Origin of the sequence: Cochlodiniinecator piscidefendens (assembly GCF_011326755.1) — a bacterium.
In the GTDB taxonomy this organism is placed as follows: domain Bacteria; phylum Pseudomonadota; class Alphaproteobacteria; order Rhodobacterales; family Rhodobacteraceae; genus Cochlodiniinecator; species Cochlodiniinecator piscidefendens.
The window spans coordinates 496,602-516,647 of sequence record NZ_JAAOIE010000002.1 but is presented as its reverse complement, the minus strand read 5'-3'; the positions used below and the strand labels follow the sequence as shown (position 1 = coordinate 516,647).

16 protein-coding genes are annotated in these 20,046 nt (G+C 52.0%); 7 read left to right on the top strand and 9 right to left on the bottom strand.

Annotation, left to right across the window (positions count from 1 at the left end; genetic code table 11):
- Positions 1 to 174: 174 nt before the first annotated feature.
- From G9C99_RS07240 to G9C99_RS07210, 7 genes are all read right to left on the bottom strand, one after another.
- Positions 175 to 1,050: a dimethyl sulfoxide reductase anchor subunit family protein gene (locus G9C99_RS07240; RefSeq protein ID WP_166416779.1), complete on the bottom strand. Its 876-nt coding sequence runs from the start codon at positions 1,048 to 1,050 to the stop codon at positions 175 to 177.
- On the bottom strand, positions 1,050 to 1,796 hold the full coding sequence (locus G9C99_RS07235) for a 4Fe-4S dicluster domain-containing protein (protein ID WP_166416778.1): 747 nt from the start codon (positions 1,794 to 1,796) through the stop codon (positions 1,050 to 1,052). Before G9C99_RS07235 ends, G9C99_RS07240 begins: the two co-directional genes overlap by 1 nt.
- The gene (locus G9C99_RS07230; RefSeq protein ID WP_166416777.1) at positions 1,793 to 4,591 is read right to left on the bottom strand and encodes a molybdopterin oxidoreductase family protein; all 2,799 of its coding nucleotides are present in this window, start codon (positions 4,589 to 4,591) and stop codon (positions 1,793 to 1,795) included. The genes G9C99_RS07235 and G9C99_RS07230 overlap by 4 nt, the downstream gene beginning before the upstream one ends.
- Before the next feature lie 110 nt (positions 4,592 to 4,701).
- Positions 4,702 to 5,709, bottom strand: a complete 1,008-nt coding sequence (gene pta, locus G9C99_RS07225) for a phosphate acetyltransferase (protein ID WP_166416776.1) — start codon at positions 5,707 to 5,709, stop codon at positions 4,702 to 4,704.
- A gap of 15 nt (positions 5,710 to 5,724) precedes the next feature.
- Positions 5,725 to 7,500 carry a sulfoacetaldehyde acetyltransferase gene (xsc, locus tag G9C99_RS07220; RefSeq protein WP_166416775.1) on the bottom strand — a complete coding sequence of 592 codons (1,776 nt, stop codon included), beginning with the start codon at positions 7,498 to 7,500 and terminating at the stop codon, positions 5,725 to 5,727.
- 233 nt (positions 7,501 to 7,733) lie between these two features.
- On the bottom strand, positions 7,734 to 9,197 hold the full coding sequence (pdxR, locus tag G9C99_RS07215) for a MocR-like pyridoxine biosynthesis transcription factor PdxR (protein WP_166416774.1): 1,464 nt from the start codon (positions 9,195 to 9,197) through the stop codon (positions 7,734 to 7,736).
- A 110-nt stretch (positions 9,198 to 9,307) separates the two neighbouring features.
- Positions 9,308 to 10,690, bottom strand: a complete 1,383-nt coding sequence (locus G9C99_RS07210; RefSeq protein ID WP_166416773.1) for an aminotransferase family protein — start codon at positions 10,688 to 10,690, stop codon at positions 9,308 to 9,310.
- 535 nt (positions 10,691 to 11,225) lie between these two features.
- Here G9C99_RS07210 and G9C99_RS07205 point away from each other — a divergent pair.
- The 4 genes from G9C99_RS07205 (at position 11,226) to G9C99_RS07190 (ending at position 15,104) form a co-directional block, all read left to right on the top strand.
- Positions 11,226 to 12,227: a taurine ABC transporter substrate-binding protein gene (locus G9C99_RS07205; RefSeq protein ID WP_166416772.1), complete on the top strand. Its 1,002-nt coding sequence runs from the start codon at positions 11,226 to 11,228 to the stop codon at positions 12,225 to 12,227.
- 70 nt (positions 12,228 to 12,297) lie between these two features.
- Positions 12,298 to 13,104 (top strand): taurine ABC transporter ATP-binding protein, encoded by an 807-nt coding sequence (locus G9C99_RS07200; protein ID WP_166416771.1) that lies wholly within the window; start codon positions 12,298 to 12,300, stop codon positions 13,102 to 13,104.
- Positions 13,105 to 13,112: 8 nt separating this feature from the next.
- Positions 13,113 to 14,381 (top strand): ABC transporter permease, encoded by a 1,269-nt coding sequence (locus G9C99_RS07195; RefSeq protein ID WP_331459985.1) that lies wholly within the window; start codon positions 13,113 to 13,115, stop codon positions 14,379 to 14,381.
- A gap of 111 nt (positions 14,382 to 14,492) precedes the next feature.
- On the top strand, positions 14,493 to 15,104 hold the full coding sequence (locus G9C99_RS07190) for a TetR/AcrR family transcriptional regulator (protein ID WP_166416769.1): 612 nt from the start codon (positions 14,493 to 14,495) through the stop codon (positions 15,102 to 15,104).
- On the opposite strand, the gene truA is transcribed toward G9C99_RS07190, so the two are convergent.
- Both truA and G9C99_RS07180 read right to left on the bottom strand, forming a co-directional pair.
- Positions 15,076 to 15,864 (bottom strand): tRNA pseudouridine(38-40) synthase TruA, encoded by a 789-nt coding sequence (truA, locus tag G9C99_RS07185; RefSeq protein WP_166416768.1) that lies wholly within the window; start codon positions 15,862 to 15,864, stop codon positions 15,076 to 15,078. The genes G9C99_RS07190 and truA overlap by 29 nt on opposite strands.
- Positions 15,865 to 15,910: 46 nt before the next feature.
- A complete protein-coding gene (locus G9C99_RS07180) occupies positions 15,911 to 17,053 on the bottom strand; it encodes a trans-sulfuration enzyme family protein (protein ID WP_166416767.1) in 1,143 nt (380 codons plus the stop codon).
- 141 nt (positions 17,054 to 17,194) lie between these two features.
- On the opposite strand from G9C99_RS07180, the gene G9C99_RS07175 reads away from it, so the two are divergent.
- The 3 genes from G9C99_RS07175 to G9C99_RS07165 are packed head-to-tail and all read left to right on the top strand — an operon-like array spanning position 17,195 to position 20,045.
- Positions 17,195 to 18,607 carry a YcjX family GTP-binding protein gene (locus G9C99_RS07175; protein ID WP_166416766.1) on the top strand — a complete coding sequence of 471 codons (1,413 nt, stop codon included), beginning with the start codon at positions 17,195 to 17,197 and terminating at the stop codon, positions 18,605 to 18,607.
- A complete protein-coding gene (locus tag G9C99_RS07170) occupies positions 18,604 to 19,047 on the top strand; it encodes a GNAT family N-acetyltransferase (RefSeq protein WP_166416765.1) in 444 nt (147 codons plus the stop codon). The genes G9C99_RS07175 and G9C99_RS07170 overlap by 4 nt, the downstream gene beginning before the upstream one ends.
- Complete coding sequence (locus G9C99_RS07165; RefSeq protein WP_166416764.1) at positions 19,044 to 20,045, top strand: YcjF family protein; 1,002 nt, start codon at positions 19,044 to 19,046, stop codon at positions 20,043 to 20,045. The genes G9C99_RS07170 and G9C99_RS07165 overlap by 4 nt, the downstream gene beginning before the upstream one ends.
- Position 20,046: the final 1 nt, after the last annotated feature.

Below are 20,046 nucleotides of genomic sequence, written 5' to 3'. Positions count from 1 at the left end.
AACCATTCAAAGTGTAAAGGCGAACGACCGCAAAGTCCGGCGTAGCCGACATCGCCACAAATTGGATTTCCTGCTGTACATTCTATCTCGTGCATACCGAAGAAAGATCGTTGTTGAAGAAACAAAAAAAACCGGCGGGATGAGCGCCGGTTTTTCTTTGGTATGTCGTGTCTATCAGCGTTTATCGTAGTAGAGGCCGACAGCGTGTTCGGCTTCTGCGAAGAACAACCAGCGCGATGCGATGGTGCCGGCGATGTGTGAGACCACGGCGACAAGCGCGAGAAAATGACCTGCGGGCAGGGCGAGCAGGATGATGCTGGGCACGAGGCTCATGAACACCAATGCAATCACGCGCAGTTTTTGGCTGTGTTTGCGGCCGACCACGTGAACCATTTCCTTCATCAGGTAGTTGGCTGAGGTGTGGGGGCCTTCAAACAAACGGACCTTACCCATAAAGCCAAGGCCGGTTGCTGTTTCAAGCGTATGACCGCGTTCTTCAAAACGGGTGTCGCCTTTCATCCAGGTGATGACTTGTACGGCGCCAGCAAGTGCCAACATAAGACCCGCAAGATGAACCTGACCGGCCAAAAGCGCGCCGCCGCCGATGGACAACACAAGGAAGTAAACCGGCGTTAGTGCTGTGTTCCAGCGCGGCACAGTTTTCAGCTGTGCGTAGATCATTGAGGTCGCATAGATAGTCGCGATGGACAGCGCGGCACCGATGTAGCCCAACAGCCCAATGCGTGTGTCAAAGAAGATGACCAAAAACGCATAAAGCCCCATAACCAGCAGTGCCGCAACGGCCAAGCAGCCTTCGCGTGAAAGCCAACTAGAGCGCCATTGGCTGAACGCTTTGATCGCGCGTTCGGGGTGGCCAAGGTGGAAGGTCGAGGCCAATAGGCCACCAACCGCGCAAGCAAAGGCGATAAAGAAAAACGCAAAGCTGGCCCATGGTCCGACATTTGGAATGCCGAGGCCTAAGAACGCCAGTAAGCCAAAGCCGAGGCCGGAAAAGACGGTGAAAACGATGACGGAGGGTGCTGGATGCATCAGAGTTTCTCCAGAGCTTTGTCAAGCCAACCAAGGAACCCTTTGGGATCCGCAGCGACAGGGGCCAGAAGTGGCGCGAGGATGTCGATTTCGCCCATTTCGTCTTTGGGACGTGGGGGCAGATATTTATTGACGGGTTTGGTGCCCATTTCGGCCATCAAATCCATGCCGCCGCGTTCCGCTGTCAGGCGGGACACGTTGCTGTCCGGGTCAGCAAAGTCACCGAAGTGACGGGCATTGGCCGGGCAGGTGCGCACACAGGAGGGTTCGCGGTCAATTTCGGGCAGGTTTTCGTTATAAATCCGATCTACGCAAAGGGTGCATTTCTTCATCACACCTTCGACCTGATCAAGTTCACGCGCGCCATAAGGGCAGGACCACGCACAGAGGCCACAACCGATGCAATCGCTTTCGTTGACCAAGACGATACCGTCTTCGACGCGCTTATAGCTCGCGCCGGTTGGGCAAACGGTGACGCAGGGTGCGTCCTCGCAGTGCAGGCAAGATTTTGGGAAGTGTACGGTTTGGGCTGGGCCGACCTCTGGTTTCACTTCAAACGCGTGAACGCGGTTAAGGAAAGTGCCCATGGGTTCAGCGCCATAGGCGTCTTTGTCAGACAAAGGCGCGCCGTAGTTTTCGGTGTTCCAGCCTTTGCAAGACACAACGCAGGCATGGCAGCCAACGCAGGTGTCCAAGTCGATGACAAGGCCGAGCTTTTTCTGGGTTTGGGTGGGTAGCGTGGTCATTTGCCTACCTTCCATGCGAGGTCTTTTGGACCTTGGCCCACGGGGGATTTGATCGCGTCAAACGCGGGATCGCATTCCTCAGGGGCGGTGGTTTTTTCGATTTTGACACGCAGGTCAAACCATGCGGCTTGGCCGGTGACAGGGTCAGAGTTGGCCCATCTCAAACCGTCGCCTTTTTCGGGCTGGAGTTCGTGGATCAAGTGATTGAGCAAGAAGCCTTTGGTGGCCTCTGGCGCCTTTTCGTCCAAGGCCCACGCGCCTTTGCGTTTGCCGATGGCGTTCCATGTCCAGACGGTGCTGTCGTTTAGACCGCCGTGGTGGGCAACAGGCACTGTGATGGAGCCGTGCGCAGATGTGACGCGCGCCCAATCACCCTCGGCAAAGCCGTGCTGTTCCCACAGTTTGGTCGGGACATAAAGCGGGTTGCGGCCGTGGATTTGGCGCAGCCATGCGTTTTGCGTCCCCCAAGAGTGGTACATCGCCATTGGGCGCTGAGTTAGCGCATGAACGGTGAACTCTGTGGTATCGACATTGCTGTCCTCAAACGGGGCATACCATGTGGGCAGCGGATCCATGGTTTCTTTGATCCGTTCGCGCAGATGTTCTGGGGGCTGGCGGTCGCCATGGCCTTCGGCTGCGCGTTGAAATTTACGCAGGGGTTCTGCGTAGAGTTGGAACAGGTAGGGTTCGGGTTTATCATAAAGCCCAATACCCACGGCCCAATCTTGGTAGGCCATGTTCCATGGTTTGTAGTAGTCAGACCCCTCGGGGATGTGATGCACGGCAAAACCGCCGTTTTCAATATAGCGATTCAATTGGTCTGGGTTCGGTGCGCCGCGCCCGAACTGGTCACCGTTTTCACCACGGAAGCCTGACAATGGCCCGATACCGGGTTTGCGTTCGTGGTTTACGATGTAGTCGGCGTAGTCTTTGTATTTGGCGGAGCCGTCTTCATTCACAAATGCAGGCATGCCAAGGCGCGCGCCAAGGTCAACCAGCACAGATTGGAACCCGCGCACATCGCGGTCCGGTTCAATCACGGGCCAACGAATGGCGTCTGCAGCAGCGTCTGCTTCGCAAATAGGGCGATCAAGCAGGGAAATACAGTCGTGACGTTCAAGGTATGTCGTGTCAGGCAAGACAAGGTCAGCATAGGCGACCATTTCGGAAGAATAGGCATCTGAATAGATGATGTTGGGGATCACGTAATCGCCATTTTCATCTTTGTCTGTCAGCATCTCCATCACGCCGCGGGTGTTCATGGACGAGTTCCACGACATATTCGCCATATACATAAACAGCGTGTCGATTTTATAGGGGTCACCCGCATGTGCGTTTGAGATCACCATATGCATCAGACCATGCGCCGACATTGGGTTTTCCCAAGTGTAGGCTTTGTCGATGCGAACGGGGCTGCCGTCGTCATGCAAGCATAGATCGTCGGGGCCTTGGACATAGCCCAAGTGCGGACCATCAAGCGGCTTGCCGGGTGTCACTTTGCAATGCGGTTTTGGGTGCGCTGTCGCAGGTTTTGGATAGGGCGGCTTAAAGCGGAAGCCGCCGGGGACCTCAACCGTGCCAAGAACGATCTGCAAGGTGTGCAGCGCGCGGCAAGTTTGGAATCCGTTTGAGTGGGCAGAGACACCGCGCATAGAGTGGAACGAAACAGGGCGGCCTACCATTTTGTCGTGCTTGTCGCCGCGGAAATCTGTCCATTCTTGATCAAGAACGATTTCCTCATCGAACGCTACACGGCCCAACTCATGCGCGATTTTGCGAATGCGGCCTGCGGAAATTCCACATTCTTCGGCCACAGCATCTGGCGCATATTGTGGCTCGAGGTATTTTTCCGCCATCAGTTGAAACACTGTGCGGTTGCCCTCATGCGTTGCCGCAAGGTCGGGCATGATGCCTTTGGTGTTGAACGCCACCAGATTGCCAGTGTTGCGATCAATGACCAATTCTTTGCCGTCAGCATCGCGCATCAACAGGCCGGTGTCTGCATCAATCAGAACTGGGGCGTTGGTAAAGCGAGAAAGATATTCGAGGTCAATTTTACCCGCTTTGAACAGCTCATGGATCAAAGACAGGATCAGTAGGCCATCAGTGCCCGGCGTGATGCCAACCCATTCATCCGCAATCGCATTATAGCCAGAGCGAATTGGATTGACGCCAATGATCTTACCGCCGTTGCCTTTGATTTTGGACAGACCCATCTTGATCGGGTTGCTGTCGTGATCTTCGGCAACGCCAAACAGCATGAACAATTTTGTGCGGTCCCAATCAGGTTGACCAAATTCCCAAAACGCGCCGCCCATGGTGTAGATGCCGCCGGCTGCCATGTTGACGGAACAGAATCCGCCGTGGGCTGCAAAGTTTGGCGTGCCGTAGTTTTGTGCCCAGAGACCAGTAAACGATTGTGACTGATCACGCCCGGTAAAGAACGCCAATTTGGTCGGATCGTTTTCACGGATGGGTTTCAGGTGGCCAACGGCGATATCCATCGCCTCTTCCCAGCTGATTTCTTCAAAGGCGCCAGACCCGCGTGGCCCAACCCGTTTCAGAGGGGCACGAAGACGCGACGGGGCGTTGATCTGCATGATCCCTGCGGATCCCTTGGCACATAGCACACCCTTGTTTACCGGGTGGTCACGGTTGCCTTCGATATAGGCGACTTTGCCGCTTTTCATATGCACGTTAATACCGCAGCGACAGGCACACATATAGCAGGTCGTTTTGCGGATTTCGTCTGACACCTTTGGAGAGGTGTCGATAATCGGTTGCTGGTGGGTCATTGGCGGTCCCGTTGGCTGTTTTGTGCATACATAATGCTATTATGCTTGAAAGGCGACTCGTTTTCTTGATCTTTTTGTTCTGAGTGGAGTGATGTTCTGGTTGCTGGGGGTTATTCGGAAGAATTTCCCAATGCTTGAAGGGCTGTTACAGCAATCATCTGGGTTACATCTTCGGCCACGCACCCACGTGAAAGGTCATTTGCAGGTTTGGAAAGGCCTTGCATGATCGGACCGATCGCGCTGTATCCGCCCAAACGTTGGGTGATTTTGTAACCAATATTGCCGGCGTCCAGATTGGGGAAAATCATCACATTGGCGTTGCCCGCAACATCGGAGCTCGGCGCTTTGCGTTGGCCAACAGACGGAACAAAAGCAGAGTCAAACTGAAGCTCCCCGTCGACCGATAGATTTGGAAATTGTTCATGCAGTAGGTTGGTCGCTGCTTCGACCTTGGATACGGCGGGGTGGCGCGCGCTTCCTTTGGTGGAAAAGGACAGCATAGCGATTTTCGCGGTTTGTCGTAGGAGAGCTTCGCATGATTTTGCTGAAGCTGCCGCGATTGCGACCAATTCTTCTGAGCTTGGATCGATCACCAGGCCGCAGTCTGAATACAGCATCGCACGCCCATCATCAGTGGGCGGATACATTAAGAAAAAGCTGGAAACCATTGCGGCGTCGGGCGCTTTGCCAATTACTTGGATGGCGGCGCGCACAATGTCAGACGTGGTTGCAATAGCACCACCAACGGTTCCTGTTGCATACCCCAATCGTACCAACATGGCGGCGTAAGTTATGGGGTTAGAAACAGCGATACGTGCTTTGGCTTCGTCTACACCTTTATGGCGGCGAAGTTCATAAAACGCGTTGGTAAATTCGTCGATCAGGGCGGAAGACGCCGGATCATGTATTTCAATGCCTTCACCGGGCGCAGCATTTTGGGCTGACAGCTCTGTGGTGATGTCATCGATGTTGCCTACGAGGATCACATTTGCGACCCCTTCAGAATGGGCGGTGAGGGCCCCCGCGATGATGCGGGGATCACTCCCTTCGCTTAAAGCAATGGTGGGGCGGGTGACTGAGTCCAGAGACTTCAGAAGTTCAATGGGAGTCAGGGTCATTCCGCCGCCTTTTGCTTAAACTTGCTGTGGTTTCATGTCAGCGGCATTGATGCCGGCAACTGAAACTGGCTTTTTCATCGCATCGCGACGGAAAGGCTCGCCCAGCTCTTGGTTCAGCAGGATTTCAATGAACGTAGTTTGGTTGTCGTTCATCTGTGCCTTGATCGCTGTGTTCAGCGCATCGGTCAGCTCATCCATTGTGGTGACTGCAACGCCGTTCACGCCACATGATTTAGCGATACCAGCGTATGATACGTTTGTATCCAGCTCGGTACCCACGAAGTTATCATCGAACCAAAGTGTGGTGTTACGCTTTTCAGCACCCCACTGATAGTTGCGGAAGATAACCATGGTAATCGCTGGCCAATCGTCACGACCAACAGAAACCATTTCGTTCATGGAAATACCAAACGCGCCGTCGCCTGCAAAGCCAACAACCGGAACATCAGGCTGACCAACTTTTGCACCACAGATCGCTGGGAAGCCGTATCCGCATGGGCCGAACAGACCCGGAGCCAGATATTTGCGGCCTTCTTCAAACGTGGGGTAGGCGTTACCGATTGCGCAGTTGTTACCGATGTCAGAAGAAATGATTGCTTCTTTTGGCAATGCAGATTGGATTGCGCGCCACGCCATACGAGGCGACATTTTGCCCGGCTCACGGTCACGCGCACGTTCGTTCCAAGTTGTGCCTGGATCATCGTCTTCGTGATCCATTGAGGTCAATTCTTGAGCCCAAGCAGATTTGGTTTTTGAGATTGTGGCTTTGCGGTCATCACGGTTTGTGTCGCCTGCTGTGTCAGACAATTGTGCGAGAATGTTTTGCGCAACTTGTTTCGCATCACCTTGGATCGCAACGGTGACGTCTTTGGTCAGGCCGATACGGTCAGAGTTGATATCAACTTGGATGATTTTCGCATCACGTGGCCAGTAATCAATGCCGTAACCCGGCAAAGTTGAGAACGGGTTCAAACGTGTGCCAAGTGCCAATACAACATCAGCCTGTGCGATCAATTCCATCGCTGCTTTTGAACCGTTGTAGCCCAAAGGACCTGCTGCCAATGGGTGTGAACCCGGGAAGGCGTCGTTGTGCTGGTAGCCTGAGCAAACTGGCGCGTCGAGACGTTCCGCCAATTTTGCAGAGTCACCAATTGCACCCGCAAGGATAACACCAGCGCCGTTTAGAATGACTGGGAATTTCGCATCTGACAGCAATTTCGCAGCTTCGGACACTGCGGTTGCACCACCTGCTGGCAATTCAAGACGTACGATTTTCGGCAGTTCAATGTCGATAACCTGTGTCCAGAAGTCACGTGGGATGTTGATCTGAGCAGGCGCAGAAGCGCGGAACGCGTTTTCGATTACACGGTTCAGGGTTTCAGCGATACGGGACGGATCGCGAACTTCTTCCTGATAAGCAACCATGTCTTTGAACAAAGCCATCTGTTCAACTTCTTGGAAGCCACCTTGACCGATTGTTTTGTTTGCAGCCTGTGGAGTCACGAGCAACAATGGTGTGTGGTTCCAGTAAGCGGTTTTCACTGGGGTCACAAAGTTTGTGATGCCGGGGCCGTTCTGCGCAACCATCATAGACATCTTGCCGGTTGAACGTGTGTAGCCGTCTGACATCATGCCTGCGTTGCACTCGTGGGCGTTATCCCAGAATTTGATTCCCGCCTGTGGGAACAAGTCGGAGATCGGCATCATTGCAGAACCGATAATGCCAAAAGCATGTTCAATTCCGTGCATTTGCAGCACTTTGACGAAGGCTTCTTCGGTCGTCATTTTCATAAGGTGTGTCCCCTTGAGTAGAAATGCAGAGAGGGCCTAGGGCCCAATTTGGAGTGAAATTACCGTTGCAGTAAACTGAACGATAGGGCCAGTCAATTTGGTCGATAGGTCCAGATTGACGGTTTGGTAGCTCTGAGTTGAATCTTGGTTAGCGCAGAGAGAAATTCTGTGATGGGTGTGGGTTGAAGTTAGTCGCGCCACAGGAGCATATCTAGCTGACAGCGTCTTGACGGTTATTGAAGGGATTTCATGACATCCGCGATATGCGCTATACCTTCCGGAATTTTTTCTGCGGGAATAGAAGAGTACGCTAATCGGTAGAATCCGCTGCTGGTTTCATTCTTTGAAAAGAATGGCTGCCCGTTTTCGATCAGTACGCCGCGCTTTCGTAGCAGGGCAGTCAGAAGGGCCGCATTTACACCGGGCGGAGCTTTCATCCAAAAACTGGATCCACCAAATACACCTTTGCCAGCGATATGAAGCCCATGTTCTCGGATCGCCTGATCCATGACATTGCGGCGTTGGTGGTAAGCTTGCCCCATACGTCTAATCAACGCATCATAATGTCCGTGAGACAAAAAATAGGCCGCAGTACGTTGGATATGTCCAGGGGGGTGGCGTAAGACCGCAGAACGCAGAGCGCGGGCTTCACGAATAAATGGGGCAGAGCCTACCAAATATCCTAGTCGTAATCCTGGAAATAAGGATTTCGAAAAAGAGCCGACATAGATCACCCGCCCGCTTTGATCGAGGGACTTCAAAGAGGGGGAGGGTGGTTCGAGAAAAGACATTTCGAATTCGTAATCATCTTCAACAATAAGAAATTCATCTCGTTCAGCACGTGCTAATAATTCTTGCCTGCGCGAAACCGGCATTGTGGATGATGTTGGGCAATGATGGCTCGGCGTTAAGAATAGCACATCGACGTCAGTTGGCAGCGCAGACGGAGGAAGCCCATTTTGATCGACCGGTACTGAATGGACGTGGCAGCGAGTGTGGTGCAGAATTTCGCGAAGGCCGGGATAGCAAGGATCTTCTGTCGCGGCAGTTCGACGTTGAGTAAGTAAAACTTGTGCGGCTAGCCATAAGGCGTTTTGTGCGCCCATCGTGACGAGAATTTCTTCTGGGCGGGCCAAAATCCCGCGCCGTGGTAGGGTGTGACGGGCGATGAATTCGATTAATTTGGGATCATCATGTTCGTAGTAATCGGATGTCAGCGCATCAAAGTCCCTTTGGCCCAAGGCGCGTAAAGCGCAGTGCCGCCAGTTCTGATGGTCGAATAGGCTTTGATCGGCCTGTCCGTAGATAAAGTTATATGTGAAATCTTTCCAATTCCGCGGCTTTTCTAAATTGGTGGCCCCTGAGAACCGTTGCCCGATAGCCCGCTGCCAATCAACAGCGTCCTCACGGGGGCGCAGCGTATCAAAGCGCGGAGGTTGCGGGGCATTTTCTGAAACAAAATATCCTGAACGGCCACGCGAAATGATGTAATCATCCGCGACCAATTCCGTATAGGCAAGCGTGATGGTGATCCGGCTGATCCCAAGGTGCTTTGCCAGTCTTCTGGAGGAGGGCAGTTTTTCTCCGGGCCGAAATCGGCCTGACAATATGCCTTCTGCCACCATCTGCTGGATCTGACTTTGCAGGGTGCCTTCGAACTTCTGATCTAGAAAAAACGTTTCTTCAGAGATGGGCATGACAAATCCACCTAATTAGGATGACTGGATATATTGAATATGTCGGCATAAGGCCAGAATGTAAAACGGCCACCAAAGCGGTGGCCGTTTAGTGTTATTTTGTGGGGGTCTTAGCCAAAGACGGTAGTCAAAGCATTATCAACCGCACCAACGATCTGATCGATATCGTCTTTGGTCGCGATCAAGGCAGGGCTGAAGCACAAGGTGTTGTTGAACCCGGGTAGTGAACGATTGGTCGCGCCAATGAGAACGCCCTGAGCATTACAGTTCGCGACAACAGCTTGAACCAGTTTTTCAGCTGCGGGTTCTTTAGTGCTACGATCTGAAACAAGCTCAGCGCCGAGGAACAAACCTTTGCCGCGCACATCACCAATGATCTGATGTTTGTCCATCAGTTCACCGAGCGAACCAAGCATGTATTCACCCATGTTTGTGGTGTTCTCGAGCAGGTTCTCGTCTTCGATGATCTTCATGTTTTCGAGAGCAGCAGCAGGTCCAGCGGTACAACCACCAAAGGTAGATACATCACGGAAGTAGCTCATTGGGTCAGCAGCATCGTCTTTGAACTGGTTGAACACTTCTTCAGTGGTCACAAGACATGCGATGGCAGCGTAACCAGATGCAACACCCTTTGCCATGGTAACCATGTCAGGTTTGATGCCGTAGTGCTGATATCCGAACCAAGTACCGGTCCGGCCTACGCCGCAAACAACTTCGTCGATGTGCAGGAGGATATCGTATTTCTTGCAGATTTCCTGAACACGATCCCAGTAGCCTTCTGGTGGAACGATAACACCGCCGCCTGCTGTAATAGGCTCTAGGCACAATGCGCCAACAGTTTCTGGGCCTTCGCGCAGGATGACCTCTTCGATCGCGTTCGCTGCTTTCAAGCCGTATTCTTCTGGGCTGTCGAACTGGTTGCGATACTCAAGGCAATGGGGGACGGATACAAAACCCGGAGTGTATGGTCCGTATTGCGCACCGCGCTCTGGTTGGCCGCCAGCAGACAATGTGGTGATCGTGGTGCCGTGGTAGTCGCGCTCACGGTAAAGAATTTTGTGCTTTACGCCGCCATAGCGCTTGTGCGCGATCTGACGAACCATTTTGAAAGCTTTCTCGTTCGCTTCAGAACCAGAGTTGTTGTAATAAACGCGGGACATGCCTGGCATCTTTTCGATCAGGCGTTTCGCGTAATTCGCACCAGGAATAGAGCCAACGGTTTGTGCGAAGTAGTTCATTTTGAGAATCTGATCACGCACTGCATTGGCGATTGATTCGCGGCCATAGCCGACGTTGACGGTCCAGACGCCACCAGAAACAGCATCCAAAAGCTCAGTGCCTTTTTGATCCCAGACGCGCATACCCTTGCCTTCGACAATGATGCGTGGGTCATTGGTTTCAAAGGGTTTATGCTGAACCAAGTGATGCCAAACGTGGGCGCGGTCTGCTTCGACGACATCCGTCAGATCGTTGGTTTGAAAACCTGTATCCATAGTTCTGATTCCATTTGTTAGGTCTTGCGGGCTGGGCCCGGAAGGCTGAGAGTTACGCGTATATTCTATTGTGAAACTTTGTTGAATGGATAGCAGAACCGTTAGGGCCAGAGTGGAAAGGTGTTAAGTCCAGAATTGTGGTGAGGAAAACAACGATGAGCAAAATTAAAATCTTTAATATTCTGAAAAAAAAGAATAATATATAAAAGTTGAGCGCAAAAGGATGCAGATTAATTTATTGATGGTCACAATATACTGGTGATCAAAGCATTGACTGAAACCGCGTTTCACTTACGGTTTTATGAAGCTCAGCATTGGGTGTCGTGAATTTACTATGGAGCGACGCACATTCGAGTTACTCTGATCCTAATATGCATTTTACTATGCACATCTAGGTTTGGATGCAGCGGGCAAAATTCGAACAGAGATTCGAAGGGCACGCATTTCGGAGTGATAAAAATCACTTCGTATCAATCATTGCCCTATAATTAGGGGAATACAAAGCCGGAAAACGGCACCAACACGGGAGAAAAACATGAGTGTAAAATCCAAAATCTTCGGAACAGTTGCAGGCGTAGCGATGCTCACTGGGGCAACCGGCGCAATGGCATTGGACGAGATTACGGTTGCTTATTTTCTTGAATGGCCAATGCCATTTGAATTTGCAAAAGCCAACGGCACCTACGACGAAGAACTCGGCGTAACCGTAAACTGGCGTGCATTCGACACCGGCACAGCAATGTCTGCAGCGATGGCATCAGGTGATGTTCACATCGCTGTAAGCCAAGGTGTTCCACCATTCGTTGTCGCGGCTTCTGCGGGTCAGGACCTTCAGGTTGTTGATGTTGCGGTAAGCTACGCAGACAACGATAACTGCGTTGTGCACTCTTCGCTCGAAATCGACGCAGCCAGCGTTGCAGACCTCGAAGGTCACCGCATTGGTGTGCCAATCGGTACAGCGGCGCATTACGGTTTCTTGAAGCAAATGGAACACTTCGGTATCGACGTTTCCACACTCGAAGTTGTTGACATGGCGCCTGCGGATTCTGCGGCAGCTTTGGCACAGGGTTCGCTTGATATGGCGTGTGGTTGGGGTGGTGCACTGCGCCGCATGACCGAGCACGGCAACACATTGCTGACCGGCGCTGAGAAAACCGAACTTGGCATCTACGTCTTTGACGTGACATCAGCTTCTGCATCTTTTGTCGAAGAAGAGCCTGAGCTTTTGGCAGACTTCCTAGCTGTCACTGCACATGCAAACGCAATGTGGAACTCTGGTGAACATACAGCAGAGATGCTGCCAGTGATCGCACAAGACGCGGGTATGAGCGAAGAAGATGCTGCGGCAACTTTGGCACGTTTTGAATTCCCATCTGTTGAAGCACAATTGAGCGAAGCATGGCTTGGCGGTGGTACTCAGACCTTCCTTAAAGAAGTTGCAGATTTCTTTGTTGAAACTGGGAACATTGATGGCTCACGTTCTTCATATGACGGTGCTGTAAATACATCAGCACTTTCTGCTGCATCAGATATGTAAGCCACTACAATTTGGGCGGCGTGCAGATACATGCCGCCCTTTTTGTATCTGAAACATAGGGGTACCCATTGTGACTGGGCTGAAACTAAACAGTATTTCCATGCGCTTCGATCTGCCAAACGGATCTTCCGTTCAGGCGTTGAAAGACGTGTCATTGGACATCAAAGAGGGGGAGCTTCTGTCAATCCTTGGCCCATCGGGCTGCGGTAAGACAACGCTTCTGAACATTGTTGCGGGCTTTTTGGCCCCAACCGAAGGAAATATGGAATTAAATGGCCACCTTGTTGAAGGCCCTGACGCTGAACGCGGCATGGTTTTCCAAGCAGGCGCGCTATTTGAATGGATGAGTGTTCGCGAGAACGTTGACTTTGGCCCGCGTATGAAGGGAATGCCAAAGGCCGAACGCGATAAAATCACTGACCATTTGTTAGAAACCGTTGGTCTGCAGGACTTCAAAGAAAAAGCTGTTTATGAGCTTTCGGGCGGGATGCAACAGCGGGTTGCATTGGCACGTTGCTTGGCAAACGACCCTGATGTGATCTTGATGGATGAACCTCTTGGTGCTCTTGATGCGCTGACACGGGAAAAAATGCAGAGCCTCGTTCTGAAGCTTTGGAAAGAAACCGGGAAAACCATCATTCTGATTACCCACTCTGTGGAAGAAGCGCTATTGTTGGGTGAACGTCTTTTGGTTATGGCCCCACGCCCGGGCCGTGTTCATAAAGAATACCGTCTTCCATTTGCTGAACGTGGCGTCGATGCGGACCTGCGAGATGTAAAAAAATCCGACGGCTTTGCGGAAACACGCGATGAAATTCTCAGCATGATTTGGGATATGGAAGAGGAAATCATGGGCCGGACGGAGGACGCATCATGAGCATCGGCATAATTATTTTTCTGACCTATGTAGCTATTTTCATAGGCGGGATGTTTGCGGTGAAAATCGCAATGCGCTTTGTAAACGGAAGCAGCGATTACACCTCTCTTAAAACAGTGACATTCGGTGATGAAAGTGCTGTTAAACCTAGCCGTGCGGCGTCGGTTATTTCAATCGTAGCTATCTTTTTGATTTGGGGGGCATTCACGGGCTCCAAAATCACACCGTTCCACGCGCCCGGCCCGTTCTTGGGTGACACTTCTTTCACCTATACCGCTGAAAACGCTGCAGGTGAGCGTGACGATGCAACTGTTAGCATCCTTGTGCATCCAATCGGTCAAGAAATCGAAGCACCAGAAGTGGACGGTGGCGAAGGCTTTGCTCAAAACGATTCATTCGTAATGGGTGCTGGCCGGGGTGGTCTTGTTCGTACAAACAACAACGACGTTGGCGAAGATCAGGATGGCTACCGCGTTGTTGCAATCAACGGCCAGGCTGTTGAGCCTGAAGGACCGGGTGTTCAGACTGACACCGGGCTTGTTGAATTGTCACGTCGTGGCACTGTTCGTTTCTCACCCGAAGCAGGCTGGCAGATGGAAAAAATCTGGCTTCCAGCTCCTGAAGACGTGTGGAACCGTTTGATCGTGATTGCAGCTGAAGGCTATCGTGGCTTTACCTTGGCTGAGCATCTCGGGTTCTCATTGTTCCGGGTTATCGTTGGTTTCCTACTTGGGGCGATTGTGGGTATTCCATTGGGTTACGCAATGGGTCTGTCTAACTGGTTCCGTGGTTGGTTCGATCCAATCGTAGAATTTATGCGCCCTGTGCCACCGCTTGCTTTGATCCCGCTTGTGATCATTTGGTTTGGTATCGGTGAACAAGGTAAGCTGTTCTTGCTGTTCCTTGCATCGCTATGGATTATGACGATTGCTGCACGCTCCGGTGTGTCTGGTGTGAAAATCACTAAGATCCACGCGGCCTATTCTTTGGGTGCCTCTAAGTGGCAGATCATGCGGTATGTCATTATCCCGAACTCCCTACCGGAAATCTTTACTGGTGCACGTGTTGCGATGGGCGTTTGTTGGGGTACTGTTGTTGCGGCAGAACTTGTTGCGGCTGAACAAGGTGCAGGTCAGATGATCGTTGCTGCATCAAAATTCCAGCTGACAGATATTGTTATCATGGGGATTGTTCTGATTGGTATCATCGGTTTTGGCATCGACATCCTGATGCGCAAAATGGAAGCATACCTGGTGCCTTGGAAAGGGCGCGGTTGATCTTTTCAATTGTATGAATTTGAAAAGGCGCTCTTTGGAGCGCCTTTTTGTTTGGGCCTTGGAAAAGTGTCTACCCTTGGAAAAGCTGATTGGTGGTGATAGGCAACGCGCATGGAACAAAATTCGAAAGGGTGGCGCGGCTCCCCAGATTTGTGGTTGGACGCAGCTTATGATTTGTTGATCAGTGGCGGTGTCGAAGCGGTAAAGATTCAAGCCTTGGCAAAGGCTGTTGGTATGTCACGCCCAAGCTTCTATTGGCATTTTGAACATCGAGAGGCCGTCCTTGATGCCCTCATCGCCCGATGGGAAAGCAAAAACACGACTAACCTAGTTGTCCAAACTCAAAAGCCGTCGCAATCCATTGAAGAGTCAATTTTTCATCTGTTTGATTGTTGGCTTGATGTTGATTTGTTCGATATGCGTTTGGATTTTGCCATTCGCAATTGGGCTCAGACATCAGATGTGTTGAAGGCTCGCTTAACCGAAGTCGATCAAATGCGGATGGACGCCCTTGTTCAGATGTTTGTGCGACATGGTTTTGACAGGGACCAAGCATTTGCGCGTGCGACCACAGTCTATTACACCCAAGTCGGATATATCGCGATGATGATGAAAGAACCCAAAACCTTACGGGTTGAACGCATGCCGACCTACATCGAGACCTTTACCGGAAAAGCCCCAACACAAGACGAGGTCAGTGCCTTTCGTGCGCGCCATTTGTGAATGGGTCCTCAGGATAAACAACATGTGCGAGGTACAGCCCTTGGGGGGGACTTACAGTGCCACAGGCACTGCGCGTTCGGGCTTCTAATGCATCTTTGACATCATCAGGCATCCAACGTCCTGCACCGACTTGGGCGAGTGTGCCAACAATACTACGAACCTGATTATGCAAAAAGCTGCGGGCGCGCACATGAAATCGATATTCAGTCCCGTAGGGAATTTCGACGGGTTCAATGCGAATTTCATCAATGGTTTTGACCGGAGAATTGGCCTGACAAATAACGGATCTGAAGGTCGTGAAATCGTGCAGGCCAATTAAATGCGCTGCCCCTTCACGCATGGCGTCAAGATCAAGTGGGTGCATAATCTGCCACACGAACCCAGCATCATGACACAAAGGCGCACGACGGCTGACGAGGCGAAATAGATATTGCCGCTCCATCGCTGAAAATCGCGCGCTGAAATCATCGCCAACCTCTGCAGCCTCCAGAATCGAAACTGGATTGGGTTTTAGATGGAAATTCAAAGCCTCTGACAGGCGGAAGGGTTTCCATGGGCGTTGTAAATCCACATGGGCCACTTGGCCTGTACCATGAACGCCGGCATCAGTGCGGCCAGCGGCGACAATCGTCGGAACATCAGGTTCAAGTTTGCGCAGAGCATCCTCGATCGCACCTTGTACAGATACGTGTTCTTTTTGGCGCTGCCAGCCGTGGAATGGCGCGCCGTTATATTCGATTTTTAGTGCATAACGTCCCATGGCTTCGCTTACCGCGCGGGGCTTGGCTTTGCAATCACCCGCATGTTCATTGCCCGAGCGCCTGACCTAAATCATCGATCAAATCTTGGGCGTCTTCAATACCAACCGAAATACGCAGTAGATTTTCAGGGATACCTGTATGCGGTTCAATTGTATGGCGATGTTCCACAAGGCTTTCTACCCCGCCAAGTGACGTCGCGCGGTGAAATAAGTTTAACCGACCAGCGACTTGAAGCGCATCAGCAGCCCCGCCTTTGACGAGGAAAGACATTAAGAAACCATATCCACCTTCCATCTGCTGTGTCGCCAACTCATAACCTGTGTGGGTTGGTAGCCCGGGATAAAAGACGCCCTCGACTATCGGGTGGTCCTGTAGGAAATGCGCGACTTTCATCGCGTTTTCGCACATGCGCTCAACACGCAAGGGTAGGGTGCGCATTCCCCGGATCAGCAGCCATGCTTCAAATGGGCCTATGACCGCCCCGGCATCGTGTCGATCAATAGCGACGTCTTGCCATGTTTGGTCTGCGTTATTTGTGGCCAACACGCCGCCCAAAACATCTGAATGACCGTTAATCGCTTTGGTTGCAGAATGCATGACAATATCAGCGCCCATCGATAATGGCTGCATTAGGATTGGCGTTGCCGCAGTCGAGTCTACAACAAGCTTCGCCCCTGCTGCATGAGCGCTTTGGGCGGCTTTGGCGATATCAACGGTTTTAAGCCACGGGTTTGATGGGGTTTCAACAAACACGATATGGGCAGGATTCGCAGCACAAAGCACATCGAGTGCCGCGGCATCGCTTGCATCCACTTCAAGCAATGTCACATCGCGGCGGGTGCAAAAATCACGTATCCATTTTGTGGTGCCCCAATAAATACCGGATTGAACAATCGCTGTGCCGCCATTGGGTATGGTGCGAAAAACAGCGGCAATTGCCGCCATGCCGGTTGGAAACAATAACGCTTCTGCAGCACCTTCGAGTTTTGCCAAGATTTCTTCGGCCAGTCGAACGGCATCATTGTTATCGCGCCCGTAGACATTTCCGTCTTGCAGTAGGCTGTAGTCACGTGCTCTGGCGTAGGTTGTAGAAGGCTGAATGGGCGGAACGACCCCACCTGTCGACAGATCAATTGCACCGGCGGCTTGCGCGGCGATGGTGGCCTTTTTCTGATCTATCATGGTCATGTCTTACTCCGGTTATCTGTTCATTTTGTTGTTTAAGAAAATGCTGTCGGGATCAAGCGTGAATATGTGTATCTGGTTCTGAGGCTGGTTTTTCGTCCAAGCTATGACTATCTTTAGGAAAACGACAAAAGGGCGGTAGAGTTGGGTCTTTCTAGGATCGTCGAAGATATTACACGCAGCGTTGAAACCGCGGCGGATGGGGTAACGAGTGCATTTTCTGATACGGTGGTGCGCATTGGGGTAACCGGGCTTGCGCGGGCAGGGAAAACTGTTTTTATCACCTCCCTTATTGCAAATTTGTTAGATCGTGGGCGTATGCCACAGCTTTTGGCTGCGTCAAACGGGAGTATCCGCGCGGCGTATCTTCAACCACAGCCGGACGATACGGTGCCGCGGTTTGAGTACGAAAAACATCTTGCAGCAATGACGGGACCCGCCCCACATTGGCCTGAAAGCACCCGTGCTGTTAGCCAATTGCGCCTCTCGCTTCGTGTGCAGCCGCAGGGGTTTTTGTCGGGGCTTTCTGGGCCGCGTACTATTCATCTAGATATCATCGATTATCCCGGAGAATGGTTGTTGGATGTCGGCATGATGGACATGTCGTATGAACAATGGTCGGATCATGTGCTGAGTGTGATACAATCGCGATCATCCGCCCAAGCCTATCTGGCAGAAGCCGCCGATCTATATACAAATGAACGCTACGATGAGCCTGATGCGCAAAATCTGGCAAAGCGCTATACGCGTTATTTACATGCCGCGCGTTCTGTTGGGTTCGCCGATGGCACACCGGGACGCTTTATCTTGCCAGGTGAATTGGATGGTTCTCCCGTTTTGACATTTGCGCCTTTGATGCGTCCAGATAGGCCGGGTCGGCGTAGCCTATGGCGTGAAATGGAACGCCGGTTTGACGCCTATAAGGCGCGCGTCGTAAAGCCGTTCTTCCGGGATCATTTTGCGCGTATTGATCGTCAGGTCGTGCTGATGGATACTCTTGGTGCGATCCATGATGGGCCTGAGGCGTTTTATAATACGCAACGCAGTATGGAACAGATTTTGTCAGCGTTTCGCCCGGGCCGAAATGCGTTTTTGACGCGCTTGTTGCGGGGGCGTCGGGTCGAACGTATTTTGTTCGCTGCGACAAAGGCGGATCACCTGCATCATGACCAACACCCGCAACTGACAGCCATAATGGAGGCTATGTTGCGAGGGGCCAAAGATCGTGCCAATTTTGCCGGGGCTGCAACTGCAGCGATGTCAATCGCCAGTCTGCGCGCCACGGTCGAAGAATTCCGCGATCACGATGGTGCAAAACTGGGGTGTGTGCGTGGGCAAATCTTGGAAGGAAAACAGGCTTCTTTCTATCCCGGTGCATTACCGACTGATCCTGCTGCATTAACGGCGCCTGCGAAAAATGGCGCGCGAGACTGGTTAAACGGCGAGTATCAGTTCATGAAATTTGCGCCAGCCCAAGTCAATCTGTTGCCGGGGGAAGGCCCGCCGCATATTCGCTTGGATAAAGCTGCACAGTTTCTATTGGGGGATGTGCTATGACCGAAGTGATCCGCAACGCTTATGTAAAAGACATCATACCTGTCGCCCGGATATTGCATGAATGGAATAGTGAAACCCCGTGGTTGCCCGACCTGCATAGCCTGAAAGAAACGGAAGAGTTCGCTGAGATGATGATTGGTCGCGATTGGGTGTCTGTCATTGATACTGGGGACGTTGTGGGGTTCATTGCACGGGATGAAAGCGAAATACATGCTTTATACATTGCCCCTCATGCTGCGCGTCGTGGGATGGGTCAGACTTTGATCTGCCATGCAAAAGCACGCTCTGACGTGCTTAATCTGTGGACGTTTGAGCGTAACGTTGACGCCCAAAAATTCTACCTTTCGCAAGGGTTTGATGAGGTGCTGCGATCAGACGGCAGTTGCAACGATGAAAAACTACCAGACATTCGATACGCATGGCAAAGGGCGCAAAGATGACCGAAAAAAACCGCCCGATCTTATTTGACGTGGATGACGATACTCCGGTTACACCTGCCGAAGCACCGCCTGTTCCTGAAGTGGCAGATGTCGCCCAAACAGCTATGATGCAAGCTGTTGTTGGTTTGGGGGCGGCAAAACCCTCCTGGATTGGGCGAATATTTTGGGCGCTGCTTGGGGCTTTGGCCAGCTTTGCGGTGTCACTTTGGGCATGGGATTTTGTGACAGGGCTACTTTTGCGCAATCAGATCCTTGGTGGGATTGCGACTGTGTTGGTTGCGTTGTTGTTGCTGGTTATGTTGATCCTGATTTTACGCGAATGGGCGGGGTTTTCACGCTTACGCCGCTTGGATCGTCTCCAAGCCGCAGCGGAGAAAGCTCTGGCCGAGGATGATCTCGGAGCGGCGCGGGATGTGACACAGCGTTTGGCCAAACTTTATAAAGATCGCGATGATCTAAAATGGGGGCGAGACAGATTTGAAACCCGCGCCAGCGAAGTTTTTGATGCAGACGGATTATTAGGCATCACCGAAGCTGAAATTTTAGCCCCAATTGACTTGGCTGCAAGACGCGAAGTGGAGGCAGCTGCGCGCCAAGTCGCAACGGTGACAGCCATTGTTCCAATGGCTTTGGCTGATCTCATTACGGCGCTGTTGGCGAATATGCGGATGATCCGACGTGTTGCGGAGCTTTACGGCGGACGCACCGGAACGTTGGGCAATTGGCGTTTGACGCGGTCGGTTTTTGCGCATCTGGTGGCGACCGGGGCTGTTGCAGTCGGCGACGATTTGATCGGGTCCATTGCAGGTGGCGGAGTTCTGTCGAAAATTTCGCGCCGTTTTGGCGAAGGGGTGATCAATGGCGCATTAACCGCGCGTGTTGGCGTTGCCGCAATCGAGGTGTGCCGCCCTCTGCCGTTCCATCGGGAAAAGAAACCAACAGTGACTGGGATCGTACAACGTGCGCTAACCGGGTTGTTTGGGCGATCAAAAAACTGAC